Origin of the sequence: Oharaeibacter diazotrophicus, from assembly GCF_004362745.1 — a bacterium.
GTDB lineage: Bacteria > Pseudomonadota > Alphaproteobacteria > Rhizobiales > Pleomorphomonadaceae > Oharaeibacter > Oharaeibacter diazotrophicus.
Genome location: NZ_SNXY01000007.1, coordinates 458,556 through 481,004, shown reverse-complemented (window position 1 = coordinate 481,004; position 22,449 = coordinate 458,556). Strand labels below are relative to the sequence as shown.

Sequence of the window (22,449 nt, the reverse complement as noted above, 5' to 3'; positions counted from 1 at the left end):
TTGTCTGTGGTCGGCCCGCGTTCGGCGGGCGGGGTTCGCCCTCAGCGGGCGGTGGTCGCCGGCTCCGTCGGCATGCCGACGGCTCCGGTCGTCTCGGGGACGTCGACGGTCTTCACGGAGACGTCGACGTCGGGGAGCTTCCCGGGATCCTTCACGGTCACCTCCACGTCGGGGAGGCGGCCGGCGTCGACGACGCGGACGTCCAGGAAGTACCAGGCGGCGCCGGCGATCAGGGCGACCGCCAGCAGAAATCCGAAAGCTCTCATGTCGGTATCCTCACCAGGCGGCGGCGGCCGCGGCGCCGTATTGGCGCATGGTCATCGGCCGCGTCGGCGTCGCCGTCTTCGGCGGCGCGGGAAGCTCGAGCCCGAGCAGGGCGGCGAGGCGGCTGCGGCCGCGGTTGACGCGGGACTTCATGGTGCCGACGGCGCAGCCGCACACCTCGGCGGCCTCCTCGTAGGAGACGCCCATGGCGCCCACCAGCATCAGCGCCTGACGCTGGTCGTCGGAGAGGCTGGCGAGGGCGGCACCGATCTCGCCGCCGTAGACCGACCATTCCTGCTCCGGCGGGGCGGCGCCGCGATCGACGATGCCGTCCTCGGCCGACGTCACCTCGCGACCGTGCTTGCGGTGCCCGGAGTAGAAGGCGTTGCGCATGATGGTGAACAGCCACTGGCGCAGCTGGGTGCCGGGCGTGAACTTGTCGAGGTTGCCGTAGGCCTTCAGCAGGGTCTCCTGCACGAGGTCGTCGGCGTCCGTCGCGTTGCGCGTCAAGGACCTGGCGAAGGCGCGCAGGGAAGGGATCAGCGCGACGATCTCGTCGCGCGGCAGCTTCACGTCCGTCATTCGTCGTCGTCCCTGTTGATACCGGAACAACGTCCGCCCGCGCCTACGGTTCCAAGCCTTTAGTATAAACCCCTATGCGCGGTCGACGTGGGCCGTGGAACCGCGGTCCGGCCCGGCATGGCCGCGCCGGACCGGAGCCGTCACTTCACTTCAGGGCGGCCTGGATGGTGCGGCCGACGTGGCCGAGCCGCTGCTCGATCAGAACCGGCACCTCGCAGACGTAGGTCAGCGACTTCTGCCGCTCGTCGAAGATGCGGTTGTGCAGCGTGACCTCGTCGAGCTTGGCCTGCAACGCCTCGAAGACGACCTTCGAATCGTTGCGCATGGCCTCGAGGTCGGCGTTCTCGGCCTTGAGCCCGTCGGCCATCTTGCGCTGCTTGGTGGCGAAACGGTCGATGCCGGACATGACGTCCTTGCGCTCGCGGTTCAGCTTCTGGAACAGGCCGGTGAACAGCGCGCCGAGCCGATCGGCGCGCTTCTCCCCCGCCTTGGCCGCGAAGTCCTTCACCGCGGCGTCGGCCTCCTCCAGCGAGACGCGCCGCTGGGCGACGTACTCGACCAGTTGCACCACCTCGGGATCGTCGCGCCACGCGGTCGAGGCCGAATCGACCGGCGGCCCGGCCCAGACGGTGGCGACGTCGAGTTCCGGTACCTTGCGCTGGACGCAGGGCCAGTTCGGATCGCCCGGGTCGGGCCGGCTGGCGGCCGCGGCGGGCGCGGCCGCGGCGACGGCCGCCAGGAACAGGCAGACACGATGGAGGCTGGTCATGGTCCCTCTCGCTTCCCCACGCAGTCTATCGCCCCGAACCGCCCGCGGCCGCGGTCAGTTCGGCGACACGGTGACGCCCCAGGGCATCGACCCCACGGGGATCGACTTGATCACCTCGCGGTTGGCGACGTCGATCACCGAGATGTCGTTGGAGACGCCGTTGGTGGTGAAGAGATACTTCTGGTCCGGCGAGAAGGCGAGCTGCCAGACGCGCTGGCCGACCAGCAGATAGTCGAGCACCTCGTGGGTGGTGCCGTCGATCACCGCGACGCGGTTGGCCGGCCCGAGCGCCACGAAGCCGGTCTTGCCGTCCTTGGTGATCTTGATGCCGACCGGCTGGATCGCCTCCGAGCGCAGGCCCGGGATCTCGAAGGTGATGGTCTTGGTGACCTCCTGGGTGGCCGGGTCGATCACCGAGACCGTGCCGCCGATCTCGGCGGAGACCCAGAGTTCGGAACCGTCGTCCTTGAACTGGGCGTAGCGCGGGCGGGCGTCGACCAGCGTGTTGCCAACGATCTCGTGGCTCTCCGCGTCGATCCAGTGCGCCATGTTGGTGGTTTCGGAGGTGTTGATGATGATCTTGCCGTCCGGCGAGACCGCCATGCCCTCCGGCTCGACGCCGACCGGCACCTCGGAGACCATGTCGCGCTTCTTGGTGTCGAGCACGGTGACGAGGTTGTCGTTCTCGTTGGCGACGTAGAGATACTGGCCGGAGGGGGCGAGCGTGAACAGCTCGGGGTCCGGCCCCGACGGCAGCGTGTGCGTCATCTGCATCGTCTTCGGATCGAACACCTGCACGGTGTCGTCGTCGGAGGCGCAGAGGTAGAGCTCGGAACCGTCGTGGGCCATCAGGATGCCGCGCGGGCGCTGGCCGACCTGGACGGTCTTGACCGGCTCCAGCGTCTCGCCGTCGATGACGGTGACGGTGTTGTCCTTCTCGTTGGAGACGTAGATCTGGTAGGCGTCGGCCGGCGCCGCCCACACGAGGACCGCGGCCGATACGGCGAGGCTCGCGCGAAGTCTCGACATTGTCTCTCCTCCCTGGTGTCGTTGTCCGTCGATCGCCGGCCTTGCTCCCGCACCGGCGGTCCTGGTCAGAACTTGCAGGCCGTCTCGGGCTGGTCGATGCCGAGCGTGTCGAGTTCGGTGCGCTCGTGCAGGAAGCCCTCCTGCGGCGACACCGACACCACAGTGCCGCGGTCGGTCAGCAGGATCGGCTGGCGCAGCTGGTGGTTCCACGAGCGGATCGTCAGCTTCTCGCCCTTGTAGGCGGCGATCTGCATCTTCGGGCCGAGCACGTAGTCGCGGATCTGCTGCGGATCGGACGTGCGGGCGCGAGTCGCGCCTTCGCCGATGATGCGCACGGCGGTCCAGGCGTCGGCGTCGATGGCGCGCATGCCGCGCTTGGCCATGTTGCGGAAGCGGTCCTGGGTCTGCCAGCCGCCCCACTGCTCGTGCGAGGGATCCCACTCGGTCGGCACCAGCCCCGCCGAGCCGCCCACCGGGCGCGGGTCCCAGGTACGGTAGGGGATGTACTGGCCGAAGATCTGGCTCTCGTCGGCCACCAGCACGAAGTCGTGCTCGGGCGCGTTCTGGGTGAACACCGGGATCTGGCGCTGCACCTGGGTGTGGCCGCTGTCGGTGCGCGCCGAGGTGTCGGTCGAGGAATAGACCCGCTCCTCGACGATCTCGCCGCCGAAGCGCTCGGCCGCCCGCTTCAGGGCGTCGGCCCAGATCTTGTCCTGCGGCAGCGCGCCCGTCAGCAGCAGCCAGCGCGGCCACTTCTTCCAGACGAGATACTGGGCGAGGCCGTCGGCGAGCATGCTGTAGGTCGGCGCGACGTGGACGACGTTGGCGCGGCAATTCTCCTCGCGCAGGGAATCCTCGCGCGCCGAGACGTTGAAGATCAGGCTGGCGGGGTCCTTGTCGCGGTCGGCGAGCGCCAGGATGCCGTCGGCAGGGAGGTCGGCGACCACCATCTTGACGCCGGCGGCGGCGAGCTCGTCGTAGGCCTTCACCGCCTCGTCCACCGACGCGACGACCTTCTCGACCAGTTCGTAGTGCTGCTTGGTGAACTTGCCGGTGGTGTTGTTGTCGTCGATGGCGAGGCGGGCGCCGGCGACGCCCCGGTCCGGGGTCGGAAGGTCGACGATCGACAGCGTCGCGCGCGGCACGCCCCACTGGATGTACCCGACCGAGATCGTCGCGGGATCCTCGGCCCGGGCGGCCGGTGCCGCGAGCGTGGTGGTGGCCGCGACCAGCACGGCGGCCAGGCGCGTCGCGCCCCGGTTCAGAAGTTCCATCCCGTCATCCTCCCGAAACCCGTCAGGCTCCTCGATCGTCCGGAACATTAAAATCTTGTCATGATCCAGAACACCGAGGACGAAACGGGAAACATTCTCTATTTGATTTGGTCTGTTGTTCCCGTCTCCATGCGAAAATCGATGGCCCGGCGCACTTCTTCAAGACCGAGACGCGGATCAAAATGACGCACCGTCGCCCTGTCAAGGTCGATCGGCACCGGCTCGCGCCCCCCGATCCGGCGAAATCCGCCGTCCCGACCCGGGTGCCGGCGGCGAAACGCCGTCACCACCGCGGCTTGACCCACCCCGGTCCGCGGATATTGTCGTCAGCCCGGAAGGAGCCGGTCGGGAGGAACCGCCGCGAGCGGAGGGGAACCGGCGCCACGGGAGGAGTTCTGAAGGTCCGATGAACATCTTCGACATCGTCATGATGCTCTGCATGGCAAGCGATCCCTCGTCCTGCCACGAGCAGCGCCTGCAGTTCGAGAGCTACAAGTCGCTCAACGAATGCGTCTTCGACGCCCAGTTCTACATCGCCAGCTGGCAGGCCGAGAACAAGGGCTGGACGATCAAGAACTGGCGCTGCGAATACGCGCCGGAGCCCGGCGCCGACGACACCGACGAGCAGCCGGCCGCCAAGCCCTGACGTCGCCGCGGTCCGGCGCCGCCGCGCGCCGGACCGTCGGCCGACAGCGACCAGCGAAGGGAGGTTCGCCGGTGACCATGCAGTCCGATGCCGTGCTCGAGGTGAAGGACGTCTCCTTCTCCTACGCCGGCCGCCTCGCCCTCGACGACGTCGGCTTCACCGTCCGCCGCGGCCGTTTCACCGCGCTGCTCGGCCCGAACGGCGCCGGCAAGACCACGCTGTTCTCGCTGATCACGCGGCTGTTCGACACCCGCGTCGGGTCGATCGCGATCTGCGGGCGCACGCTCGCCGAGGCCGGTCCGCAGGCGCTCGCCCCGCTCGGCGTGGTGTTCCAGCAGACCACGCTCGACCTCGACCTCACGGTGCGGCAGAACCTGCGCTACTTCGCGCGGCTGCGCGGCATGTCGATCCGCGACGCCGACCGGCGCATCGAGGAGGAGCTGTCGCGCCTCGACACCGCCGAGCGCATCGACGAGAAGGTGCGCGCCCTCAACGGCGGCCACCGCCGCCGGGTCGAGATCGCCCGCGCCCTGCTGCACGACCCGCAGCTGGTCGTGCTCGACGAAGCGACCGTCGGCCTCGACGTGCCGACGCGCAAGGCCATCGTCGGCCACGTCCACGAGCTCGCGCGCACCCGCGGCCTCGCGGTGCTGTGGACCACCCACCTGATCGACGAGATCCACGCCGACGACGACCTCGTCGTCATGAACAAGGGGCGCATCGTCGCCAGCGGCACCGCCGCCGGCGTGGTGGCGTCCACCGGCACGGCGAGCCTCGACGCCGCCTTCGCCAAGCTGATCGGCCGTCCGGCCCGGGAGGATGCGGCGTGAACCTCACCGTCTACCGCCGCGCCTTCGTCGGCATCGTCGGCCGCGAGATCCTGCGCTTCCTGCACCAGCGCGAACGCTTCTTCTCGGCGCTGGTGCGGCCGCTGGTCTGGCTCCTGATCTTCGCCGCCGGCTTTCGCGCCGTGCTCGGCCTGTCGATGCAGCCGCCCTACCGGACCTATGTCGAGTACGACGTCTACATCGTGCCCGGCCTGTTGGCGATGATCCAGCTCTTCAACGGCATGCAGTCGTCGCTGTCGATGGTCTACGACCGCGAGATGGGCTCGATGCGCGTCCTTCTGACGACGCCGTTGCCGCGGTGGTTCGTGCTGTTCTCCAAGCTCTTCGCCGGTGCCCTCGTCTCGATCATCCAGGCCTACGCCTTCCTCGCGGTCGCCTATCTGTTCGGCATCAAGATGCCGGCCTGGGGCTACCTGACCGCCCTGCCGATCCTGATGATGACCGGCCTGATGCTCGGCAGCCTCGGCATGCTGCTGTCGTCGACGATCCGGCAGTTGGAGAACTTCGCGGGTGTGATGAACTTCATCATCTTCCCGACCTTCTTCATGTCGTCGGCGCTCTATCCGCTCTGGAAGATGCGCGAGAGTTCGTATCTGGTCTGGCAGCTTTGCCAGCTCAACCCGTTCACCTACGCCGTCGAGGCGCTGCGCTTCGGGCTCTACATGCGCGCGGAATGGTGGTCGCTCGGCGTCGTCGGCGGCACGCTGGTGCTGTTCCTCGCCGGCGCGGTCTACGGCTACAACCCGAGCCGCGGCTTCACCGTCCGCAAGGCCGGCGGCGGCGAATAGCCCGCCGCCGTTCCCTCCTCACGCGAAAAGGTCCGGCCGGCGACGCCTGAGCGTCTCCACCAGGAGCAGCGTCTTCATGTCGATCAGCCGGCCGTCGTCGGCCATGACGGCGAGCAGGCGCAGCGGCACGTCGAGCACCTCGATCTCCTCGTGCTCGTGGGCGACGCCGCCGCCGCCGGTGCGCGGGGCAGTCGGATCGATCTCGGCGAGATAGAGCCAGAGCCGCTCGGTCAGCGCCCCCGGCGAGGCGTAGGGATTGGCGACGAGGTCGAGCGAGACGAGCACGACGCCGGCCTCCTCGCCGGCCTCGCGCCGGGCGGTCGCCGCCGGATCCTCGCCGTGGTCGACGAGTCCGGCCGGCACCTCGAGCGTGACGCCGGCGCCGTCGGCGACCAGGGCGGCCGCGCGGACCTGACGCACCATCACGGCCGTGCGGCGGGCCGGGTCGTAGGCGAGCACGGCGGCGCCGTTGCCGTGGTCGTGGACCTCGCGGCGCAGCCGCGTCGGCACGCCGCGCACCAGCGTGTCGATCACCACCACGTCGAGAGCGAGCCAGCCTTCGTAGACCCGGCGCCGGTCGGCGACGCGGGCGGGCGGAAGCCGGCTCGGCGGCAGGGCGTCGTCGGACATCGCCCGCTCAGCCCCGGGCCGCTGCGCGCTCGGCCGCGGCCGCGCGGTCGCGCACGACGAGGTCCTTGTAGAGCCCGCGGATGCGGCGGAACATCGGGCCGGGGCGGCCGTCGCCGATGGTGCGGCCGTCGATCGAGACCACCGGGGTCTGCGCGCCGAAGGTGCCGGTGACGAAGGCCTCGTCGGCGCCGTAGGTGTCGACCAGCGAATAGTTGCGCTCGAACACCGGGATGCCGGCGCCGCGGCAGGCCTCGATCACCTTGCGGCGGGTGATGCCGTTCATGCAGTGGTCGCCGGACGAGGTCCAGACCTCGCCCTTGCGGACGATGAAGAAGTTGGTGGAATTGCAGGTGTTGACGAAGCCGTGCGGGTCCAGCATCAGCGCCTCGTCGCCGCCCGCCTTCAGCGCCTGGATCAGCGCCAGGATGCAGTTCAGCTTGGAGTGCGAGTTGAGCTTGGGATCCTGGCTGTCCGGGGTCTGGCGGTGGACGTGCACCGTGAACAGCGACAGGCCGCGCTCGACGGTCGCCTCGGAGGCGACCTTGTATTCCGGGATGATCACGATGGTCGGGCCGTAGACCGACAGGCGCGGATCCTGGAACGGGTTCTTCTTCTTGCCGCGCGTCACCATCAGGCGGATGTGGACGCCGTCGGTCATGCCGTTTGCGGCGAGGGTGTCGTAGAGCACCGCTTCGAGCGCGGCGGGGGTCATCCCGATGTCGAGGTCGATCGCCTTGGCGGCCTCGTAGAGCCGGTCGAGATGGTCGGCGAGGAAGGCGACGTGGCCCTCGTAGAGCCGGAGGCCCTCCCAGATGCCGTCGCCCATCATGAAGCCCGAATCGTAGACCGAGACCTTGGCCTCCTCGCGCGGGTAGAGCTTGCCGTCGACGTGGATGAGGACCGCCGCGTTGCGCGGATCCTCGGCGGAATCGTGGGTGCTGACCTTGGTGCTCGCGTCCTGCATCGCCGGCTCTCGGAATGAACGACCGGCCGTCCGGGCCGGATCCCGTCCATCCCTAGACCATCGTGCGCCCCGGTGGAAACGGAACCTTCCGGGCCGGCGGCGCGCTCAGCGCAGCGCCGCCAACGCCGCCGCCTCGGCGACGGGGTCGAGCGGCGAACCGGCACCGACGGCGTCCAGGTAGCCGTCGATCGCCGTGGCGCCCGAGGCCGGCGCATAGCCGTCGACGGCGGCCGGCTGCCGCGCCGAGAAGCGCACCTCCCAGCGGCCCGCCGCCCGGCAGGCCAGCGCGGAAGTCGCACCGGAGGCCTCCTCGACCGCGATCTCGCGGCAGAGCGAGCCGTCAGCGAGCACGTAGCTCTGGACCAGCGAGACCCGGGCGCCGTCGATCGTGACGCCGTCGCCGGCGGCCCGGGTCGAGAGCGCCTCGGCGGTCTCCGGGCGGTCGAGGACGGCGACCGCGGTCGTCTCGGCCGACGGCCCGCGCCCGACGTAGAGGCCGGCGCCGGCGGCGACGGCCGCCACCGCGGCCGCCGCCGCGGCGCCGCGCAACAGGCCCGAGAAGCCGCCGCCGATCGGCCGACGCGGCCGGAACGGCACCACGCTGCCCTCCGCCTTCGGCACGGTCCGGGCTTCGACGGCCGCGATCCGGGCCTCGACGGCCTCGCGCAGCGCCGGCGGTACCTCGACCGGTTCGGCGGCGAAGGCGGCGCGGACGAGGCGGCGGCTGCGCTGGAACGCCATGACGCGGCGCGCGACGTCGGGATCGGCCGCCATGGCGATCTCGACGCGGCGGGCGGAAGCCTCGTCGAGTTCGCCGTCGGTATAGGCGACAAGGTGCTCGTCGGTCAGGTGTTCCAAGGCCATCTCACGCATCCACCATCGTCTCGCCAACCCCCGGCACCCGATGCGACCACGGCTCACGCCGCGTCGGTCGCCTCCGCCAGCCGGCGCCGCGCCCGCGCCAACCGGCTCATCACCGTGCCGATCGGCACGTCCAGCACTTCCGCGACTTCGCGGTAGGACATCTCCTCGACGCAGACCAGCAGTACGACCTCGCGCTGATCGGTCGGCAGGGCGTCGATCGCGCGCCGGACGTCGTCGAGCGTCAGCTTCGCCATCGCCCGCTGCTCCCCGGACTCGTGGACCTCGCCGTCCACCGCCTCCACCTCGGTGACGACCCCGGCCACCTTGCGGCGGCGCAGGCCGTCGATCCACGCGTTGCGCATCACCCGGAACACCCAGGCGTCGAAACGCGTGCCCGGCGTCCACCCCGACGCACCCGCCAGGGCCTTGACGCAGGCGGTCTGCACCAGGTCGTCCGCTTCCGTGGACGATCTGGTCAGCGACAACGCGTAGCGCCTCAGCCGCGGCAGCAGCAGGACGAGGTCTGGGCCGATCACGGTCTGCATCTGGGTCGACAACTGCCCTTTGACGGAACCAACGATCCGGACCCATTCTCTATTCCCGGTCGGGCAGAGTCGGGGCGAGGGAATCGCGTTCGCGATGGTGTCCCCAGAATATCCCGGCCGCGGGATTAGGTCGCGCGCGTGACGCGTTCTCCAGGGGGAGAGCCGGACGCCGGGACACCGGGGCGACGCCGCGGCGGTGCGGCCCCGGCACGGGAGGCGGACGATGTGGAACTTCTTCGACGGCGACAGGCCGCCCACGACGGACCGCGGCGGTGCCGCGACGGCCGAACGGCGGGCGACCGGGGCGGCGGAGGCCGCACCCGAGGCCGACGCGGCGGACTGGACCGCCTGGCTGCCCGTGACCTTCCAGATCGCGGCGCGGCGTTCCGGCGAGCGCAGGGGTGACGGCGAATGAAGGGCCTCCTGTTCAGGGGCGCCGCCGCGGCGGCGCTCCTCCTCGCACCGACCGTGCCGCTCGCCGGCGGGATATCCGTCGCGAGCGTCGTCCTGGCCGCGACCGCTTCGCCCGCCGCCGCGCGCGAGCATGGCGATCACGACGACCACGGCAACCGCGGCGGCGGCGAGCACGACCACCCCGGCGACGGCGACGAGAGCGTCGACGACGATCCCGAGGACGGCGACGACCACGGCGGCGGCTCCTACGAGACGCCCGACGGCCGCCACGGCGGCGTCCGGGACTTCGCCGGTGACGACGGCTCCGACCGCGACGACGACGACGACACCTCCGGCCGCGGCGAACCGCCGGCGAAGGCCGCTCCAGAACCGCAGACGATCGCCACGGTGCCCCGATCCGTCCGCCGCCCGGGCGAGCCGGCCTACGCCCCCGAGGAGATGGTGGCCTCCGGCCTGACCGCGGCTGACGTGAAGGCGCTGGAGGCGCGCGGATTCGCCGTGATCGGCCGCACCGGCGCCCGGCTCGACGCCACCGTGTGGCGCCTGAAGCTGCCGAAGGGCAAGTCCCTGGTCGACGGCTACGGCGAGATCCTGTCGGTGTCGGCGCGCGCGCTCGCCGCCACCAACGACTACTACTACACCGAGGCGGGCGACTGCACCGGCGAGGGCTGCGTCGCGCCGACACTGGTGCGCTGGAGCCCGTCGGCCACCGCGGCCTGCGGCGCACCGCCGACGATCGGGCTGGTCGACACCGGCGTCGACACCGGCCATCCGGCCCTGCGCGGCGCCCGGCTGGAGGCCTCGGCCGGTCGCGGCGACGCCACGGAGCCGTCCACGACCGACCACGGTACCGCCGTCGCGGCCCTTTTGGTCGGCCGGCCCGACAGCCCGACGCCGGGCCTGCTGCCCGGTGCCCGCCTCGTCGCGGTCGACGCCTTCTACCGCGACGGCGGCACCGCCGACCGCACCGACGTCGCGACGCTGGTCGGCGCGCTGGAGCGGGTGGTCGGCGCGGGCGCGAGCGTGGTCAACCTCAGCCTGTCCGGACCGCCCAACCCGATGCTGGAACGCGCCGTCGAGGCGGCGGTCGCCCGCGGTGTCGTCGTGGTGGCCGCGGCCGGCAACGGCGGCGCCACGGCACCGCCGTCCTATCCGGCGGCCTATGCCGGCGTCGTCGCGGTCACCGCCGTCGACGGCCGGCTCGCCGCCTATCGCCGCGCCAACCACGGCGACTACATCGACCTCGCCGCCCCCGGCGTCGACGTCTGGACCGCCGCCGCCGGCGGCAGCGCCGCCAAGCGGACCGGCACCTCCTTCGCCGCGCCCTTCGTGACCGCGGCGGCCGCGCTCGCCCGCTCCGGCGGCCGCGGCGGCTCGCCGGCCGGCGTCGAGGCCGTGCTGGAGGCGAGCGCGCACGACCTCGGCCCCGCCGGCCGCGACCCGGTGTTCGGTGCCGGCCTGCTCGACGCCGAACGGCTCTGCGGCGGCGGCCGATCCGCCGCCGCCACGCCCGCCGACGCTATCGTGCCGGCGTCGGGCGACTGACCCCGGTCTCGCAAAGTCCCGACTCGTCGGGACCTTGCGCGGTTTCGGCCAACCGGCCGGCACCCGGTCGGGCGCTCTTCGCGCGATAAGCTCCGACCACGGGTTGGAACTTTGCGCGCTCGGTATGACGAAAACGGCCCGGCCCCGCGTGGATGCGGGTCCGGGCCGGGTCGGCTTGCGAAACACCGGGACGTCCCGTCGTCCTCGTCAGTGGTTGTCGCGCGGGATCTTCTCGTAGACGTCGCGGTACTTGACCGCGAGTTCGAGCACCGCGCCGTCGGACTGCTGGCCGACCTTCTCGCGGAAGATCTCCTGCCAGGGCGTCTGGCTCTCGGGATAGTTCGGCACGAAGGCGGCGCGGCGGCGCTCCCACTCGGCGGGCTCGACCAGGGCGTCGGCGGCGCCGGTGTTGAGATCGATGCGCACGACGTCGCCGGTCTCGAGCAGGCCGAGTCCGCCGCCGATCGCCGCTTCCGGCGAGGCGTTCAGGATCGACGGCGAGCCGGAGGTGCCGGACTGGCGGCCGTCGCCGATGCAGGGCAGCGAGGCGACGCCGCGCTTGATGAGGGCGGCGGGCGGCTGCATGTTCACCACCTCGGCCGCACCGGGCCAGCCGATCGGGCCGGAGTAGCGGATCACGAGGATGGTGTTCTCGTCGATGCCGAGCGCAGGATCCTCGATGCGGTGGTGGTAGTCCTCCGAACCGTCGAACACCACGACGCGGCCCTCGAGCACGTTCTCCCGGCCGGGGCGCGACAGATAGCGGGCGCGGAAGTCGTCGGAGATCACCGAGGTCTTCATGATCGCGCTGTCGAACAGGTTGCCCTTCAGCACCACGAAGCCGGCCTTTTCCTTCATCGGCGCGGCGAAGGACTTGATGACCTCGCCGTCCGGCGCCCGGGCGTCCGCCACGTTCTCGGCGGCGGTACGGCCGGAGACGGTCAGCGCGTCGCCGTTGAGCTTGCCGTTGGCGAGCAGCTCCTTCATCACCACCGGCACGCCGCCGGCGCGGTGGAAGCCCTCGGAGAGATACTTGCCGGCCGGCTGCACGTTGACCAGCAGCGGGACGTCGTAGCCGACGGTCTGCCAATCCTCCGGCACGATCTCGACGCCGGCGTGGCGGGCGATGGCGGTGATGTGCGGCTGGGCGTTGGTCGAGCCGCCGATCGCCGAGTTGACCAGGATGGCGTTCTCGATCGCCGCGCGGGTCAGGATCTTCGACGGACGCAGGTCCTCGTCGACCATCTCGACGATGCGCTTGCCGGTGAGATAGGCCATCTGGCCGCGCTCGCGGTAGGGCGCCGGGATCGAGGCGTTGCCGGGCAGGCACATCCCGAGCGCCTCGGCCAGCGAGTTCATCGTCGAGGCCGTGCCCATGGTGTTGCAATAGCCGGTCGACGGCGCCGCCGCGGCGGCGTGCCCCATGAACTCGTCATAGCCGATCTCGCCGGTGGCGAGGCGCAGGCGGCTCTCCCAGATGATGGTGCCGGAACCGGCGAGCCGGCCGTCGACCCAGCCGTCGAGCATCGGGCCGGCCGAGAGCACGATCGCCGGCAGGTTCACCGTCGCCGCCGCCATGATGCAGGCCGGCGTGGTCTTGTCGCAGCCGGTGGTCAGCACGACGCCGTCGAGCGGATAGCCGTGCAGGATCTCGACGAGGCCGAGATAGGCGAGGTTGCGATCGAGCGAGGCGGTCGGGCGGCGGCCGGTCTCCTGGATCGGGTGGACCGGGAACTCGAAGGCGATGCCGCCGGCGGCGCGGATGCCCTCGCGCACGCGCTGGGCCAACTCGAGGTGGACGCGGTTGCAGGGCGACAGGTCCGAGCCGGTCTGGGCGATGCCGATCAGCGGCTTGCCGGACTGCAGCTCCTCGCGCGTCAGGCCGTAGTTCAGGTAGCGCTCGAGGTAGAGCGCGGTCATGCCCGGGTTGTCCGGGTTGTCGAACCAGAGGGCGGAGCGGCGGGTCGGCTTGGTCATGGCGTTTCCGAGTTGTTTCGCAGCCGGCGCGGGCGGCGCGCGTGACGGGCCCTCCCGCCGGCGCGGGCGTCGCTCGTGTCGACGCGGGGGACTTTCTTGTCGCGCGTCAGACTCGCCCGTCTCGGCGGCGCCCGCAAGGCGGAAGCGATAGCCGAACGATGAAGAGTCGGCCGCATCCGATAACCGTCCGGTTATCGCTCGACAACTTGTCTCACCCTGGCTCCGACGCGTCGGCCCCCGCGTCAGCCTTCCCCGAGCCGCACCGCCGGGTCGTGACGGCCGCGGAACGGGCCGTCGAGCAGGAAGGTCTGACCGGAAAGCGGGTCGGCGGCGCGGGCGGCCTCGTCCATGCCCTCCTGCGCCGAGGTCACCACCATGCGCTCGCCGACGAAGGCCGGGCAGGAGCTCTGCGTCGCCGGCACGGCGAGGCGCGCGACCTCGCGGCCGTCGCGGTCGTGGGCGATCACGGCGCCGGCGCCCCAGCGGGCGCTCCAATAGAGGCCGTCGGCGTCGACCACCGCACCGTCCGGGCCGCCGTCGCCGCCGTCGAGGAACAGGGAGGGATCGCCCACCGGCAGGCCCGTGGAGGGATCGGTCGGGATGCGCCAGACCTTGCCCGGCCGGGTGTCGGCGTAGAAGGCGTGGGTGCCGTCGGGCGCGAAGGCGATGCCGTTCGGGATCGTCAGCCCGCCGATCAGGCGGCGGAGTTCGCCGTCGCGGTACCACCAGATCGCCGCGGCGCCCTCCTCCGCGGTCCGGCTCATGGTCGAGAGCCAGAGCGCGCCGGCGGGATGGACACGGCCGTCGTTGCTGCGGATGCCGGGGTCCTCGGCGACCAGCGGCCGGTGCAAGGTCAGCGCGCCGTCGGCGATGCGGCGGACGTGGAGCCCGCCGGCGCCGACCACGAGCTGGCGGTCGTCGTCGACCGCCGCGATCACCGAGGCGTTGAACGGGAGCTGGTGCACGATCGTGCCGGAGCGGTCCGGCCGCTTCTCGAGCAGGCGCTTCTCCAGGATGTCGAACCAGTAGACCCGGCCGCTGTCCGGGTGGAACGACGGCCCCTCGCCGAGGTTGCAGACGACGTCGCTGAAGACGGTGGCGGTCATCTGGCGGCTCCGGAGGCGAAGGTGTCGTCGTAGGCGCGGACGGCGGCGGCGGCGCGGGCGGCGACGTCGGCGGCGGAGGCGCCGGGCTTGTAGAGGCTGGAACCGAGGCCGAAGGCCGTGACGCCGGCAGCGGCATAGGCGGCGAAATCGGCCTCCGAGACGCCGCCGACGGCGCCGATCACCGTGCCCTTCGGCAGCACGGCACGCACCGCGGCGATGCCGGTCGCGCCGAGGGCGGCGGCCGGGAAGAACTTCAGCGCCGAGGCGCCGGCGGCGAGCGCCTGGAACGCCTCGGTCGGCGTGAACACGCCGGGCATCGTCACCATGCCGCGGGCGGTGGCGGCGGCGATCACCAGGGGATCGACGTTGGGCGCGACCAGGATGCGCCCGCCGACGTCGGCGACGCGACCGGCGTCGGCGGCGGTCAGCACCGTGCCGGCGCCGACCAGCACCGAGGCCGGCAGACGGGCGGCGAGGCGCTCGATCGAGGCGAAGGGATCGGGCGAGTTGAGCGGCACCTCGATCGCCTCGAAACCGGCCTCGACCAGCACGTCGCCGACGGCGTCGACGTCGGCGGGTGTCAGGCAGCGCAGGATGGCGACGAGGTTGCGGGCGAGCCGCGGCCAGGGCACGGAAACGGTCACGGCTGGATCTCCGGCCAGAGGGCGCGGGCGGCGTGGACGAGGCCGCCGCGCACGGCGGCGTCGGCGTCGACGAGGCGGTGGGAGCGGCCGGCGGCGCGCAGGGCCGCGGCGTAGAGCGCGGCGAGCCGGCCGGAGGCGACCAGCACGACCTCGGCGCCGGCATCGGCCCGGGCGAGCCGCGCACCGACCTCGGCGCCGATCAGCAGGCCGGACAGTCGGTCGGCGGCATCGGCGGCGGGAAGGCCGGAGAGGAGGCCGGCGGCGCGGATCCCGAACAGGCGGGCGAGCGCGTCGTCCGGGGCAGAGAGGCCGTCGGCGAGGCCGCCGACGAAGGCCGGCGCGGCGGGATCGCCGCTGCCGGACGAACCGGCGACCGTGTGGCGCAGGATCGACTGGCCGGCGAGCAGCGCGTAGAACTCGCCGGTCATCACCGTCGAGAAGCCCGCGACGCGGCCTTCGTCGAGCGTCACCCACTTGGAATGGGTGCCGGGCATGCAGACGGTGGCCGAGAGCGCCGGCGCGTCGAGCACGAGGCCGAGCAACTGGGTCTCCTCGCCGCGCATCACGTCGGGTCGGTCGCCGCGGGCGGAGAGACCGGGCAGGATGCGGGCGTCGAGGCCGTCGGCGGCGGGGGAGACGGCGCGGCCGGCGACGGCGTCCAGCGGCGCGGGCACGTCGACATAGACGGCCTCGCGCCAGCCCTGGCGGGCGCCGACCATGCCGCAGAGCACGACGCGCAGCGGCGTCGGCATCGCCGCGACGGCGGGTCCGAGGCCCTGCAGGCGGCCGCGCAGCACCGGCTCGAAGGCATCCGGCGACAGGCCGCCCATGCCCTCGGCCGAGCGCGTCTCGGCGAGCACGGCGCCGTCGGCCGCCATCAGCCAGAGCCGGAGGCTCGACGTGCCCCAGTCGACCGCCACGAAGGCGGGAGTCTCCACGCGCACCGAGCCGTTCTCCCTCTTCGCCAAAGGGGGCGCCCAACGCCCCTTGACCAGATGTTCCATTCAATGGAACATGGTTTCGTTGGATGGAAATCCTGGAGCGGGACGCGGTGCAAGTCAACCGGGGGGACGCAGTGCAGGTCAACCGGGGCCATGCGGCGCACGGCGACCGGCAGCTCGACGTCGACGGCGCGGCGGACGGGCCGCTGACGCGGGCGCTGCGTCTGCTCGACGTGGTGGCGGCCGCCGGTGAGCCGGTGCGATTCTCCGAGGTCCAACAGGCGGCTGGCCTGCCGAAGGCGACGCTGTCGCGGCTGCTGCGCCAGCTCGAGGCCGAGGGCATGCTCGCCTTCGACCCGGCGAGCCGGCGCTACCGGCTCGGCCTGCGTCTCGTCCGCCTCGCCCACGCGGCCTGGGAGGGTGCGACCCTGGTCGAGGCGGCGCGACCGGTGCTGGACCGGCTGGTCGGCGACGTCGGCATGACCGTCCACCTCGCCTGCCTCGACGGCGGTCAGGTGCTCTATCTCGACAAGCGGTTGGCACGCCCGGCGGTCCGGATGTTCTCGGCGCCCGGCCGGATCGGCCCGGCCCATTGCACGGGGGTCGGCAAGGCGATGCTGGCCTTCCTGCCCGCGGACGCGCAGGCAGAGGCGATCGCCCGCCAGTCCTTCGTTCGCCACACCCCGCGCACCATCGTCGACCCCGCCGCGCTCGCCGCCGAACTCGACGCGATCCGGGCGCGCGGCCACGCGGTCGACGACCAGGAGCACGAGGAGACCATCGTCTGCCTCGCGGTGCCGATCCTCGCGCCGGCCGGCGGCCTCGTCGGCGGGCTGTCGCTGACCACCACGATCCACGCCGGCGGCCTCGCGGCGCTGGAACGCCACCGCCCCGCCCTCGCCGCCGCCGCCGCCGAGATCGCCGTCGCCGCCGAGACGATGATGCTCGCGCCGCGCGGTGCCACTGCGGTAACGAACGACCTCGCACAATTCGATCTTGCGCGATAGAATGGCGCCATGACTACGCCCCCGGATCGTCTCCACCTCGACCGCCAGCTCTGCTTCGCCGTCTACGCCGCCGGCCACGCGATCACGCGCGCCTACAAGCCGATGCTGGACGCGCTCGGCATCACCTATCCGCAATATCTGGTGCTGCTGGTGCTGTGGGAGGACGACGACCTCACCGTCAAGGCGATCGGCGAGCGGCTGATGCTCGACTCCGGCACGCTGACGCCGCTCCTGAAGCGGATGGAGGCCGGCGGCCTCCTCGCCCGCCGCCGCGACGCCGCCGACGAGCGCCAGGTCCGCGTCGGCCTCACCGAGACGGGGCGCGCGCTCCGCGAACGCGTCCTTTCCACCGACAATCCGCTCGTCTGCCGCGGCGGCCGCACACCGGCCGAACTCGCCGCCCTCAAGGACGACCTCGTCCGCCTGCGCGAGGCCCTCGACGGGACGGCGCCGACCGGGGGCGACGGCGGGCCGGTCTGAAGGCCTCCCCGCCTCAGAAGAACATGCCCGCCCGCGCGGTGGTGCGGTGTTCCTTCAGCGTCGCGCCGGTGTCGGCCGACACTTCCTCGAGGACGACCTCGTAGCCCCAGAGGTCCGCGATGTGCTGGAGCACGCGGCGGGCGTCGTCGGGCTGGAGCAGGATGCCGTCGAGGACCCGGTGGCGCAGCACCAGCCGACGGGTGTCGTCGAGATCGACGTCGACGACCTGGATGTCGGGAGCGAGCCAGGCGATGTCGTACTGCCGGGCGAGCGAGCGGCGCAGCGCCCGGTAACCGCGCTCGTCGTGGATGCGCTCGACCCGGAGCACCGGCTCGTCGGCGTCGTCGCGAACGTGGAAGAAGCGCCACTTGCGTATCAGGTTGGGCGACAGGAACTGCGCGATGAAGCTCTCGTCGCGATAATTGGCCCAGACGTCGCGCAGCGTCCCGATCGGATCGCCGTTGCCGGCGAGGTCGGGGAACCACGCGCGATCCTCGTCGGTCGGCGTGGTGGCGATGCGGGCGATGTCCTCCATCATCGCGTAGCCGAGGGCGTAGGGGTTGATGCCGTTGTAGGAGGGATCGTCGTACATCGGCTGGCGCACGACGTTGGTGTGCGAGGTCAGGAACTCGAGGAAGGACCCGTCGGAGATGCGGCCCTCGCGGTGCAGACCGGTCATCAGCTGGTAGTGCACGAAGGTGGCGCAGCCCTCGTTCATCACCTTGGTCTGCATCTGCGGATAGAAATACTGCGCGACGTTGCGGACGATGCGCAGGATCTCGCGCTGCCACGGCGCGAGGCGCGGCGCGGTCTTCTCGAGGAAATACAGGAGGTTCTCCTGCGGCAGCCCGAGCAGGGCGCGCCGGCGCTCCTCGCGGCGGCGCCGGGCATCGCCACCGGCTGGCCTCGACGGCAGCGTGCGCCAGAGGTCGTTGTACATCCGCTCGGCGTGGGCCTGGCGGTCGCGCTCGCGGCGTTCCTCGGACAGGAGGTCCGGCACGCTCTTGCGCGGGTAGCGGTGGACGCCCTGGGACTGCAGCGCGTGCCCGGCGTCGAGCACGCGCTCGACCGCGGCATGGCCCCAGCGCTCCTCGCAGGCGGCGACGTAGCTCTTGGCGAAGGCGAGGTAGTCGAGGATCCCAGAGGGGTCGGTCCACTGCTTGAAGAGATAGTTGTTCTTGAAGAAGTGGTTGTGGCCGAAGGCGGCGTGGGCGATCACCAGCGTCTGCATCGTGGCGGAATTCTCCTCCATGATGTAGCTGATGCAGGGATCGGAGTTGATGACGATCTCGTAGGCGAGGCCCATCAGTCCCTTGCGATAGACCGTCTCGTGCTGGGCGAAGTGCTTGCCGAAGCTCCAGTGCTTGTAGAACAGCGGCATGCCGGTGGAGGCGTAGGCGTCGAGCATCTGCTCGGCGGTGATGATCTCGATCTGGTTGGGAAAGACGTCGAGCCCGAGGCTGCGGCGCGACAGTTCCTCCACCGCGTCGTGGATGCGGCGGATGGTGTCGAAGTCCCAGTCGGCGCCCTCGAACAAGAGCCGGTTCGGCGCGAAGGCGTTCATGCACCCACCCTTTCCCCGACCGCGTCGCGGCGCTGGAACAGCTGCCGGAACACGGCGTAGATCTCCTCCTGGCGGCTGACGCGGCGCATGTCGAAGCGCGCGCCCGCGAGGCCGAGCGCCTCGTAGGTCCGCCACAGCGAGGTCGGACCCTGGCCGATGAAGCCGAACTGGCTGCCGGGGGGATCGCCGACCTCGAGATAGGCGAAATACTGGCAGGCCGGCAGGACGTGGTCGCGCAGCAGCACGGCGGTGCGCTCGGCGTCGGAGGACATGTTGTCGCCGTCGGAGGCCTGCGCCGCGTAGATGTTCCAGTCGGCCGGGTCGTAGCGCTCCTCCACCACCCGCTTCATCTCGGCGAGCGCGGAGGAGACCAGGGTTCCGCCGGTCTCCGGCGAATGGAAGAATGTGTCCTCGTCGACCTCGGCGGCGCGGTCGGTGTGCCGGATGAACACGACGTCGACGTGCTTGTAGCGCCGCGTCAGGAAGACGTGCAGCAGCATGAAGAAGCGCTTGGCGACGTCCTTCTTGTGCTCGGTCATCGAGCCCGAGACGTCCATCAGGCAGAACATCACCGCCTGCGCGACCGGGCGCGGGAACGGCTCGTAGCGGCGGAAGCGCAGGTCGAGCGGGTCGATGTAGGGGATGCGCCGGCGCCGCGTCTCGAGGGCGTCGCGCTCGGCCCGGAGTTCCTCGGCGCGGCCGCTCTCGCCGACCGCCTCGGCGGCGGCGATGCGCTCGTCGAAGGCGGCGACGTCCGCCGTGGTCGGCCGGTTCAGGGCGATGCGTCGGGCGAGCGCGATCTTCATCGTCTGCCCGAGGGCGAGGTTGGCCGGCGAGCCGGTGGTGGTGTAGCCGGCGCGGCGGATGCCCTGGACCTCGGTGACCGCGAGCTTGCGCTTGGCGAGATCGGGCAGTTCGAGGTCGTCGAGGAAGATGTCGAGGAACTCCTCGCGCGTCAGCACGAAGCGGAAGCCGTCCTCGCCGCCGCCGCCGTCGCCCGCCTGTCCCCCGCCCCCGCCGCCGCCGGCGCCGCCGTCGGGACGGGCGATCAGGTCGCCCTCGACGTGGTCGCGGTTGCCGGGCAGCAGGTGGTCGCGCCGGCCGCCGCTGGACGCGCGCCGGAACGAGGGTTCGCGGATGCCGTCGATCGGGATGGTGATCTCGCCGGACTGGTCGAGATCGCGGATCTCGCGACCCTTCGAGGTCTCGCGGACGGCGCGCTGCACGGTCTCCTTGGCACGGCGGAGGAAGCGCTGACGGTTGGGCAGGCTCTTGCCGCCCGGATTGAGACGCCTGTCGACGATGTGCATCGAGGCTCCGCTTCAGGTGGATCCGCTTCGGGCGGATCCGGGGAACGCGCGGCGCCGCGCGGACGCGACGCCGTGGCTTTCCGGCGGCTCGGCCGAGCCGCGGCCGGCCGGAGGCCTCAGCCGGCCTGTTTCACTCGCATGTACCACTCGACCAGCCGGCGGACCTGCCGCTCGGTGTAGCCGCGCGAGACCATGCGCTCGACGAAGTCGGCGTGCTTCTTCTCGGTGTCGCTGTCCTTCTTCGAGCCGAAGCTGATGACCGGAAGGAGTTCCTCGACCTGGCTGAACATGCGCCGCTCGATGACGTCGCGGATCTTCTCGTAGCTCGCCCACGACGGGTTGCGTCCGCCGTTGGTGGCGCGCCAGCGCAGCGCGAACTTGACGACCTCGTTGCGGAAGTCCTTGGGGTTGGCGATGCCCGCGGGCTTCTCGATCTTGGTCAGCTCCTGGTTCAGCAGTTCGCGGTTGAGCAGCTGGCCGGTGTCGGGATCCTTGAAGTCCTGGTCCTCGATCCAGGCGTCGGCGTAGTCGATGTAGCGGTCGAATAGGTTCTGGCCGTAGTCGTTGTAGGATTCCAGATAGGCCTTCTGGATCTCGTTGCCGATGAACTCGGCGTATCGCGGCGCCAACTCCGCCTTGATGAACTCGAGGTAGCGTTTCTCGGTCTCCGGCGCGAGCTGCTCGCGGCGCAGCGCCTGCTCGAGCACATACATCAGGTGGACCGGATCGGCCGACACCTCCACGGTGTCGTGGTTGAAGGTCGCCGCCAGCACCTTGAAGGCGAAGCGGGTGGAGACGCCGTCCATGCCCTCGTCGACGCCGGCGGCATCGCGGTATTCCTGCAGCGAGCGGGCACGCGGATCGACCTCGCGCAGGCTCTCGCCGTCGTAGACCCTCATCTTGGAATAGAGGTTGGAGTTCTCATGCGTCTTCAGGCGCGACAGCACCGAGAAGCGCGCCAGCATCTCCAGAGTCGCCGGCGCGCAGGGGGCCGCGGCGAGTTCCGAACGGGAAATCAGCTTGTCGTAGATCCGCTGTTCCTCGGTGACGCGCAGGCAGTAGGGCACCTTGATGACGAAGATGCGGTCGATGAACGCCTCGTTGTTGCGGTTCGACTTGAAGCTCGCCCACTCCGCCTCGTTGGAATGCGCCATGATCACGCCGGTGAAGGGGATGGCGCCGATGTTCTCGGTGCCGATGTAGTTGCCCTCTTGGGTCGCCGTCAGCAGCGGGTGCAGCATCTTGATCGGCGCCTTGAACATCTCGACGAACTCGAGCATGCCCTGGTTGGCGCGGTTGAGGCCGCCGGAATAGGCGTAGGCGTCCGGATCGGCCTGCGACAGCGTCTCCAGCTTGCGGATGTCGACCTTGCCGACCAGCGAGGAGATGTCCTGGTTGTTCTCGTCGCCGGGCTCGGTCTTGGCGATGGCGACCTGCCGCAGCCGCGACGGGTTGACCCGCACCACCCGGAATCGCGAGATGTCGCCGCCGAACTCGTCGAGCCGCTTCAGGCACCACGGGCTCATCAGGCCGGTGAGGCGGCGGCGCGGGATGCCGAAGCGGTCCTCCAGCATGGCGCCGTCGCGCTCGGGATCGAACAGGCCGAGCGGGCTCTCGAACACAGGCGAGATCTCGTCGCCGGCCTTCAGCACGTAGATCGGGTGGACCTCCATCAGTTGCTTCAGCCGCTCCGCCAGCGACGACTTGCCGCCGCCGACCGGCCCGAGCAGGTAGAGGATCTGCTTGCGCTCCTCGAGGCCCTGGGCGGCGTGACGGAAGAAGCCGACGATGCGCTCGATCGTCTCCTCCATGCCGTAGAACTCGGCGAAGGCGGGGTAGACGCGGATCGTCCGGTTCATGAACACCCGGCCGAGCCGGCTGTCGCGGGAGGTGTCGACCATCTCCGGCTCGCCGATGGCGGCGAGGATGCGCTCGGGCGCGCTCGCCCACATGGTCGGATCGGTCCTGCAGCCTTCGAGATAGTCGCGCAGCGACATCTCGACCTCGCGGCGCGCCTGGTAGGTCCTTGCGAATTCCGTGAAGAGATCGAAGTCAGCCATGGTTCTGTCAGCCCCACCGGTGGCGAGTGCGCGATACGGAGAACCCATGGAACCGCTCGAGTGGCCGATCGGATCCACCGGCACTTCCGGACACGTCGATGATGCTTCGGGCGCCGTGGCGAAAGCATGGCGGCTAAGCTCGGCCGCTGCGCCCCGTATCACCGTCTCACCGTCGCTCGGGCGCCCTGTCGGGCGCCG

At 71.0% G+C, this 22,449-nt stretch carries 23 protein-coding genes; 7 read left to right on the top strand and 16 right to left on the bottom strand.

What is annotated here, in order from left to right; genetic code table 11:
• Positions 1-41 precede the first annotated feature (41 nt).
• From EDD54_RS10805 to EDD54_RS10785, 5 genes are all read right to left on the bottom strand, one after another.
• The gene (locus EDD54_RS10805; RefSeq protein WP_126541178.1) at positions 42-266 is read right to left on the bottom strand and encodes a hypothetical protein; all 225 of its coding nucleotides are present in this window, start codon (positions 264-266) and stop codon (positions 42-44) included.
• Positions 267-276: 10 nt separating this feature from the next.
• Positions 277-846, bottom strand: coding sequence for a sigma-70 family RNA polymerase sigma factor (locus EDD54_RS10800; protein ID WP_126541177.1), 570 nt, complete (start codon positions 844-846; stop codon positions 277-279).
• Between the two features lie 145 nt (positions 847-991).
• Positions 992-1,615 carry a hypothetical protein gene (locus EDD54_RS10795; RefSeq protein ID WP_126541176.1) on the bottom strand — a complete coding sequence of 208 codons (624 nt, stop codon included), beginning with the start codon at positions 1,613-1,615 and terminating at the stop codon, positions 992-994.
• A 54-nt stretch (positions 1,616-1,669) separates the two neighbouring features.
• Positions 1,670-2,644, bottom strand: a complete 975-nt coding sequence (locus tag EDD54_RS10790) for a YVTN family beta-propeller repeat protein (RefSeq protein ID WP_126541175.1) — start codon at positions 2,642-2,644, stop codon at positions 1,670-1,672.
• Positions 2,645-2,709: 65 nt separating this feature from the next.
• Positions 2,710-3,918 carry an ABC transporter substrate-binding protein gene (locus tag EDD54_RS10785; RefSeq protein ID WP_126541174.1) on the bottom strand — a complete coding sequence of 403 codons (1,209 nt, stop codon included), beginning with the start codon at positions 3,916-3,918 and terminating at the stop codon, positions 2,710-2,712.
• A 406-nt stretch (positions 3,919-4,324) separates the two neighbouring features.
• Between EDD54_RS10785 and EDD54_RS10780 the strand changes: the two genes are divergently transcribed.
• The 3 genes from EDD54_RS10780 to EDD54_RS10770 all read left to right on the top strand — a co-directional run bounded on the left by EDD54_RS10780 (position 4,325) and on the right by EDD54_RS10770 (position 6,200).
• Positions 4,325-4,564: a hypothetical protein gene (locus EDD54_RS10780; RefSeq protein ID WP_126541173.1), complete on the top strand. Its 240-nt coding sequence runs from the start codon at positions 4,325-4,327 to the stop codon at positions 4,562-4,564.
• A gap of 77 nt (positions 4,565-4,641) precedes the next feature.
• Positions 4,642-5,394 (top strand): ABC transporter ATP-binding protein, encoded by a 753-nt coding sequence (locus EDD54_RS10775; protein ID WP_126541948.1) that lies wholly within the window; start codon positions 4,642-4,644, stop codon positions 5,392-5,394.
• Complete coding sequence (locus tag EDD54_RS10770) at positions 5,391-6,200, top strand: ABC transporter permease (RefSeq protein ID WP_126541172.1); 810 nt, start codon at positions 5,391-5,393, stop codon at positions 6,198-6,200. Before EDD54_RS10775 ends, EDD54_RS10770 begins: the two co-directional genes overlap by 4 nt.
• An 18-nt stretch (positions 6,201-6,218) precedes the next feature.
• Here the strand turns inward: EDD54_RS10770 and EDD54_RS10765 are convergent, their stop codons facing one another.
• The 4 genes from EDD54_RS10765 to EDD54_RS10750 form a co-directional block, all read right to left on the bottom strand.
• On the bottom strand, positions 6,219-6,830 hold the full coding sequence (locus EDD54_RS10765) for an NUDIX domain-containing protein (protein ID WP_126541171.1): 612 nt from the start codon (positions 6,828-6,830) through the stop codon (positions 6,219-6,221).
• A gap of 7 nt (positions 6,831-6,837) precedes the next feature.
• Positions 6,838-7,794 carry an aminotransferase class IV gene (locus EDD54_RS10760; protein ID WP_126541170.1) on the bottom strand — a complete coding sequence of 319 codons (957 nt, stop codon included), beginning with the start codon at positions 7,792-7,794 and terminating at the stop codon, positions 6,838-6,840.
• Between the two features lie 105 nt (positions 7,795-7,899).
• On the bottom strand, positions 7,900-8,658 hold the full coding sequence (locus EDD54_RS10755; RefSeq protein ID WP_126541169.1) for an anti-sigma factor family protein: 759 nt from the start codon (positions 8,656-8,658) through the stop codon (positions 7,900-7,902).
• Between the two features lie 53 nt (positions 8,659-8,711).
• Positions 8,712-9,203, bottom strand: a complete 492-nt coding sequence (locus EDD54_RS10750; RefSeq protein ID WP_425374995.1) for an RNA polymerase sigma factor — start codon at positions 9,201-9,203, stop codon at positions 8,712-8,714.
• Positions 9,204-9,426: 223 nt separating this feature from the next.
• Between EDD54_RS10750 and EDD54_RS10745 the strand changes: the two genes are divergently transcribed.
• The gene (locus EDD54_RS10745; RefSeq protein WP_126541167.1) at positions 9,427-9,618 is read left to right on the top strand and encodes a hypothetical protein; all 192 of its coding nucleotides are present in this window, start codon (positions 9,427-9,429) and stop codon (positions 9,616-9,618) included.
• Positions 9,615-11,162, top strand: coding sequence for a S8 family serine peptidase (locus EDD54_RS10740; RefSeq protein WP_126541166.1), 1,548 nt, complete (start codon positions 9,615-9,617; stop codon positions 11,160-11,162). Before EDD54_RS10745 ends, EDD54_RS10740 begins: the two co-directional genes overlap by 4 nt.
• A gap of 207 nt (positions 11,163-11,369) precedes the next feature.
• On the opposite strand, the gene EDD54_RS10735 is transcribed toward EDD54_RS10740, so the two are convergent.
• The 4 genes from EDD54_RS10735 to EDD54_RS10720 all read right to left on the bottom strand — a co-directional run bounded on the left by EDD54_RS10735 (position 11,370) and on the right by EDD54_RS10720 (position 15,827).
• A complete protein-coding gene (locus EDD54_RS10735; protein WP_126541165.1) occupies positions 11,370-13,139 on the bottom strand; it encodes an IlvD/Edd family dehydratase in 1,770 nt (589 codons plus the stop codon).
• A 242-nt stretch (positions 13,140-13,381) separates the two neighbouring features.
• A complete protein-coding gene (locus EDD54_RS10730) occupies positions 13,382-14,245 on the bottom strand; it encodes an SMP-30/gluconolactonase/LRE family protein (protein ID WP_126541164.1) in 864 nt (287 codons plus the stop codon).
• The gene (locus tag EDD54_RS10725; protein WP_126541163.1) at positions 14,242-14,889 is read right to left on the bottom strand and encodes a 2-dehydro-3-deoxy-6-phosphogalactonate aldolase; all 648 of its coding nucleotides are present in this window, start codon (positions 14,887-14,889) and stop codon (positions 14,242-14,244) included. The genes EDD54_RS10730 and EDD54_RS10725 overlap by 4 nt, the downstream gene beginning before the upstream one ends.
• Entirely contained in the window at positions 14,886-15,827 is a 942-nt protein-coding gene (locus EDD54_RS10720; protein ID WP_126541947.1) for a 2-dehydro-3-deoxygalactonokinase, read from the bottom strand. The genes EDD54_RS10725 and EDD54_RS10720 overlap by 4 nt, the downstream gene beginning before the upstream one ends.
• 137 nt (positions 15,828-15,964) lie before the next feature.
• On the opposite strand from EDD54_RS10720, the gene EDD54_RS10715 reads away from it, so the two are divergent.
• Together EDD54_RS10715 and EDD54_RS10710 are read left to right on the top strand one after the other, a co-directional pair.
• Complete coding sequence (locus EDD54_RS10715) at positions 15,965-16,837, top strand: IclR family transcriptional regulator (protein ID WP_207620274.1); 873 nt, start codon at positions 15,965-15,967, stop codon at positions 16,835-16,837.
• Between the two features lie 9 nt (positions 16,838-16,846).
• On the top strand, positions 16,847-17,317 hold the full coding sequence (locus EDD54_RS10710) for a MarR family winged helix-turn-helix transcriptional regulator (RefSeq protein ID WP_126541161.1): 471 nt from the start codon (positions 16,847-16,849) through the stop codon (positions 17,315-17,317).
• Positions 17,318-17,330: 13 nt separating this feature from the next.
• On the opposite strand, the gene EDD54_RS10705 is transcribed toward EDD54_RS10710, so the two are convergent.
• The 3 genes from EDD54_RS10705 to EDD54_RS10695 form a co-directional block, all read right to left on the bottom strand.
• Positions 17,331-18,881, bottom strand: coding sequence for a SpoVR family protein (locus EDD54_RS10705; protein WP_126541160.1), 1,551 nt, complete (start codon positions 18,879-18,881; stop codon positions 17,331-17,333).
• Positions 18,878-20,191: a YeaH/YhbH family protein gene (locus tag EDD54_RS10700; RefSeq protein ID WP_126541159.1), complete on the bottom strand. Its 1,314-nt coding sequence runs from the start codon at positions 20,189-20,191 to the stop codon at positions 18,878-18,880. Before EDD54_RS10700 ends, EDD54_RS10705 begins: the two co-directional genes overlap by 4 nt.
• A gap of 116 nt (positions 20,192-20,307) precedes the next feature.
• Entirely contained in the window at positions 20,308-22,251 is a 1,944-nt protein-coding gene (locus EDD54_RS10695; protein ID WP_126541158.1) for a PrkA family serine protein kinase, read from the bottom strand.
• Positions 22,252-22,449 lie beyond the last annotated feature (198 nt).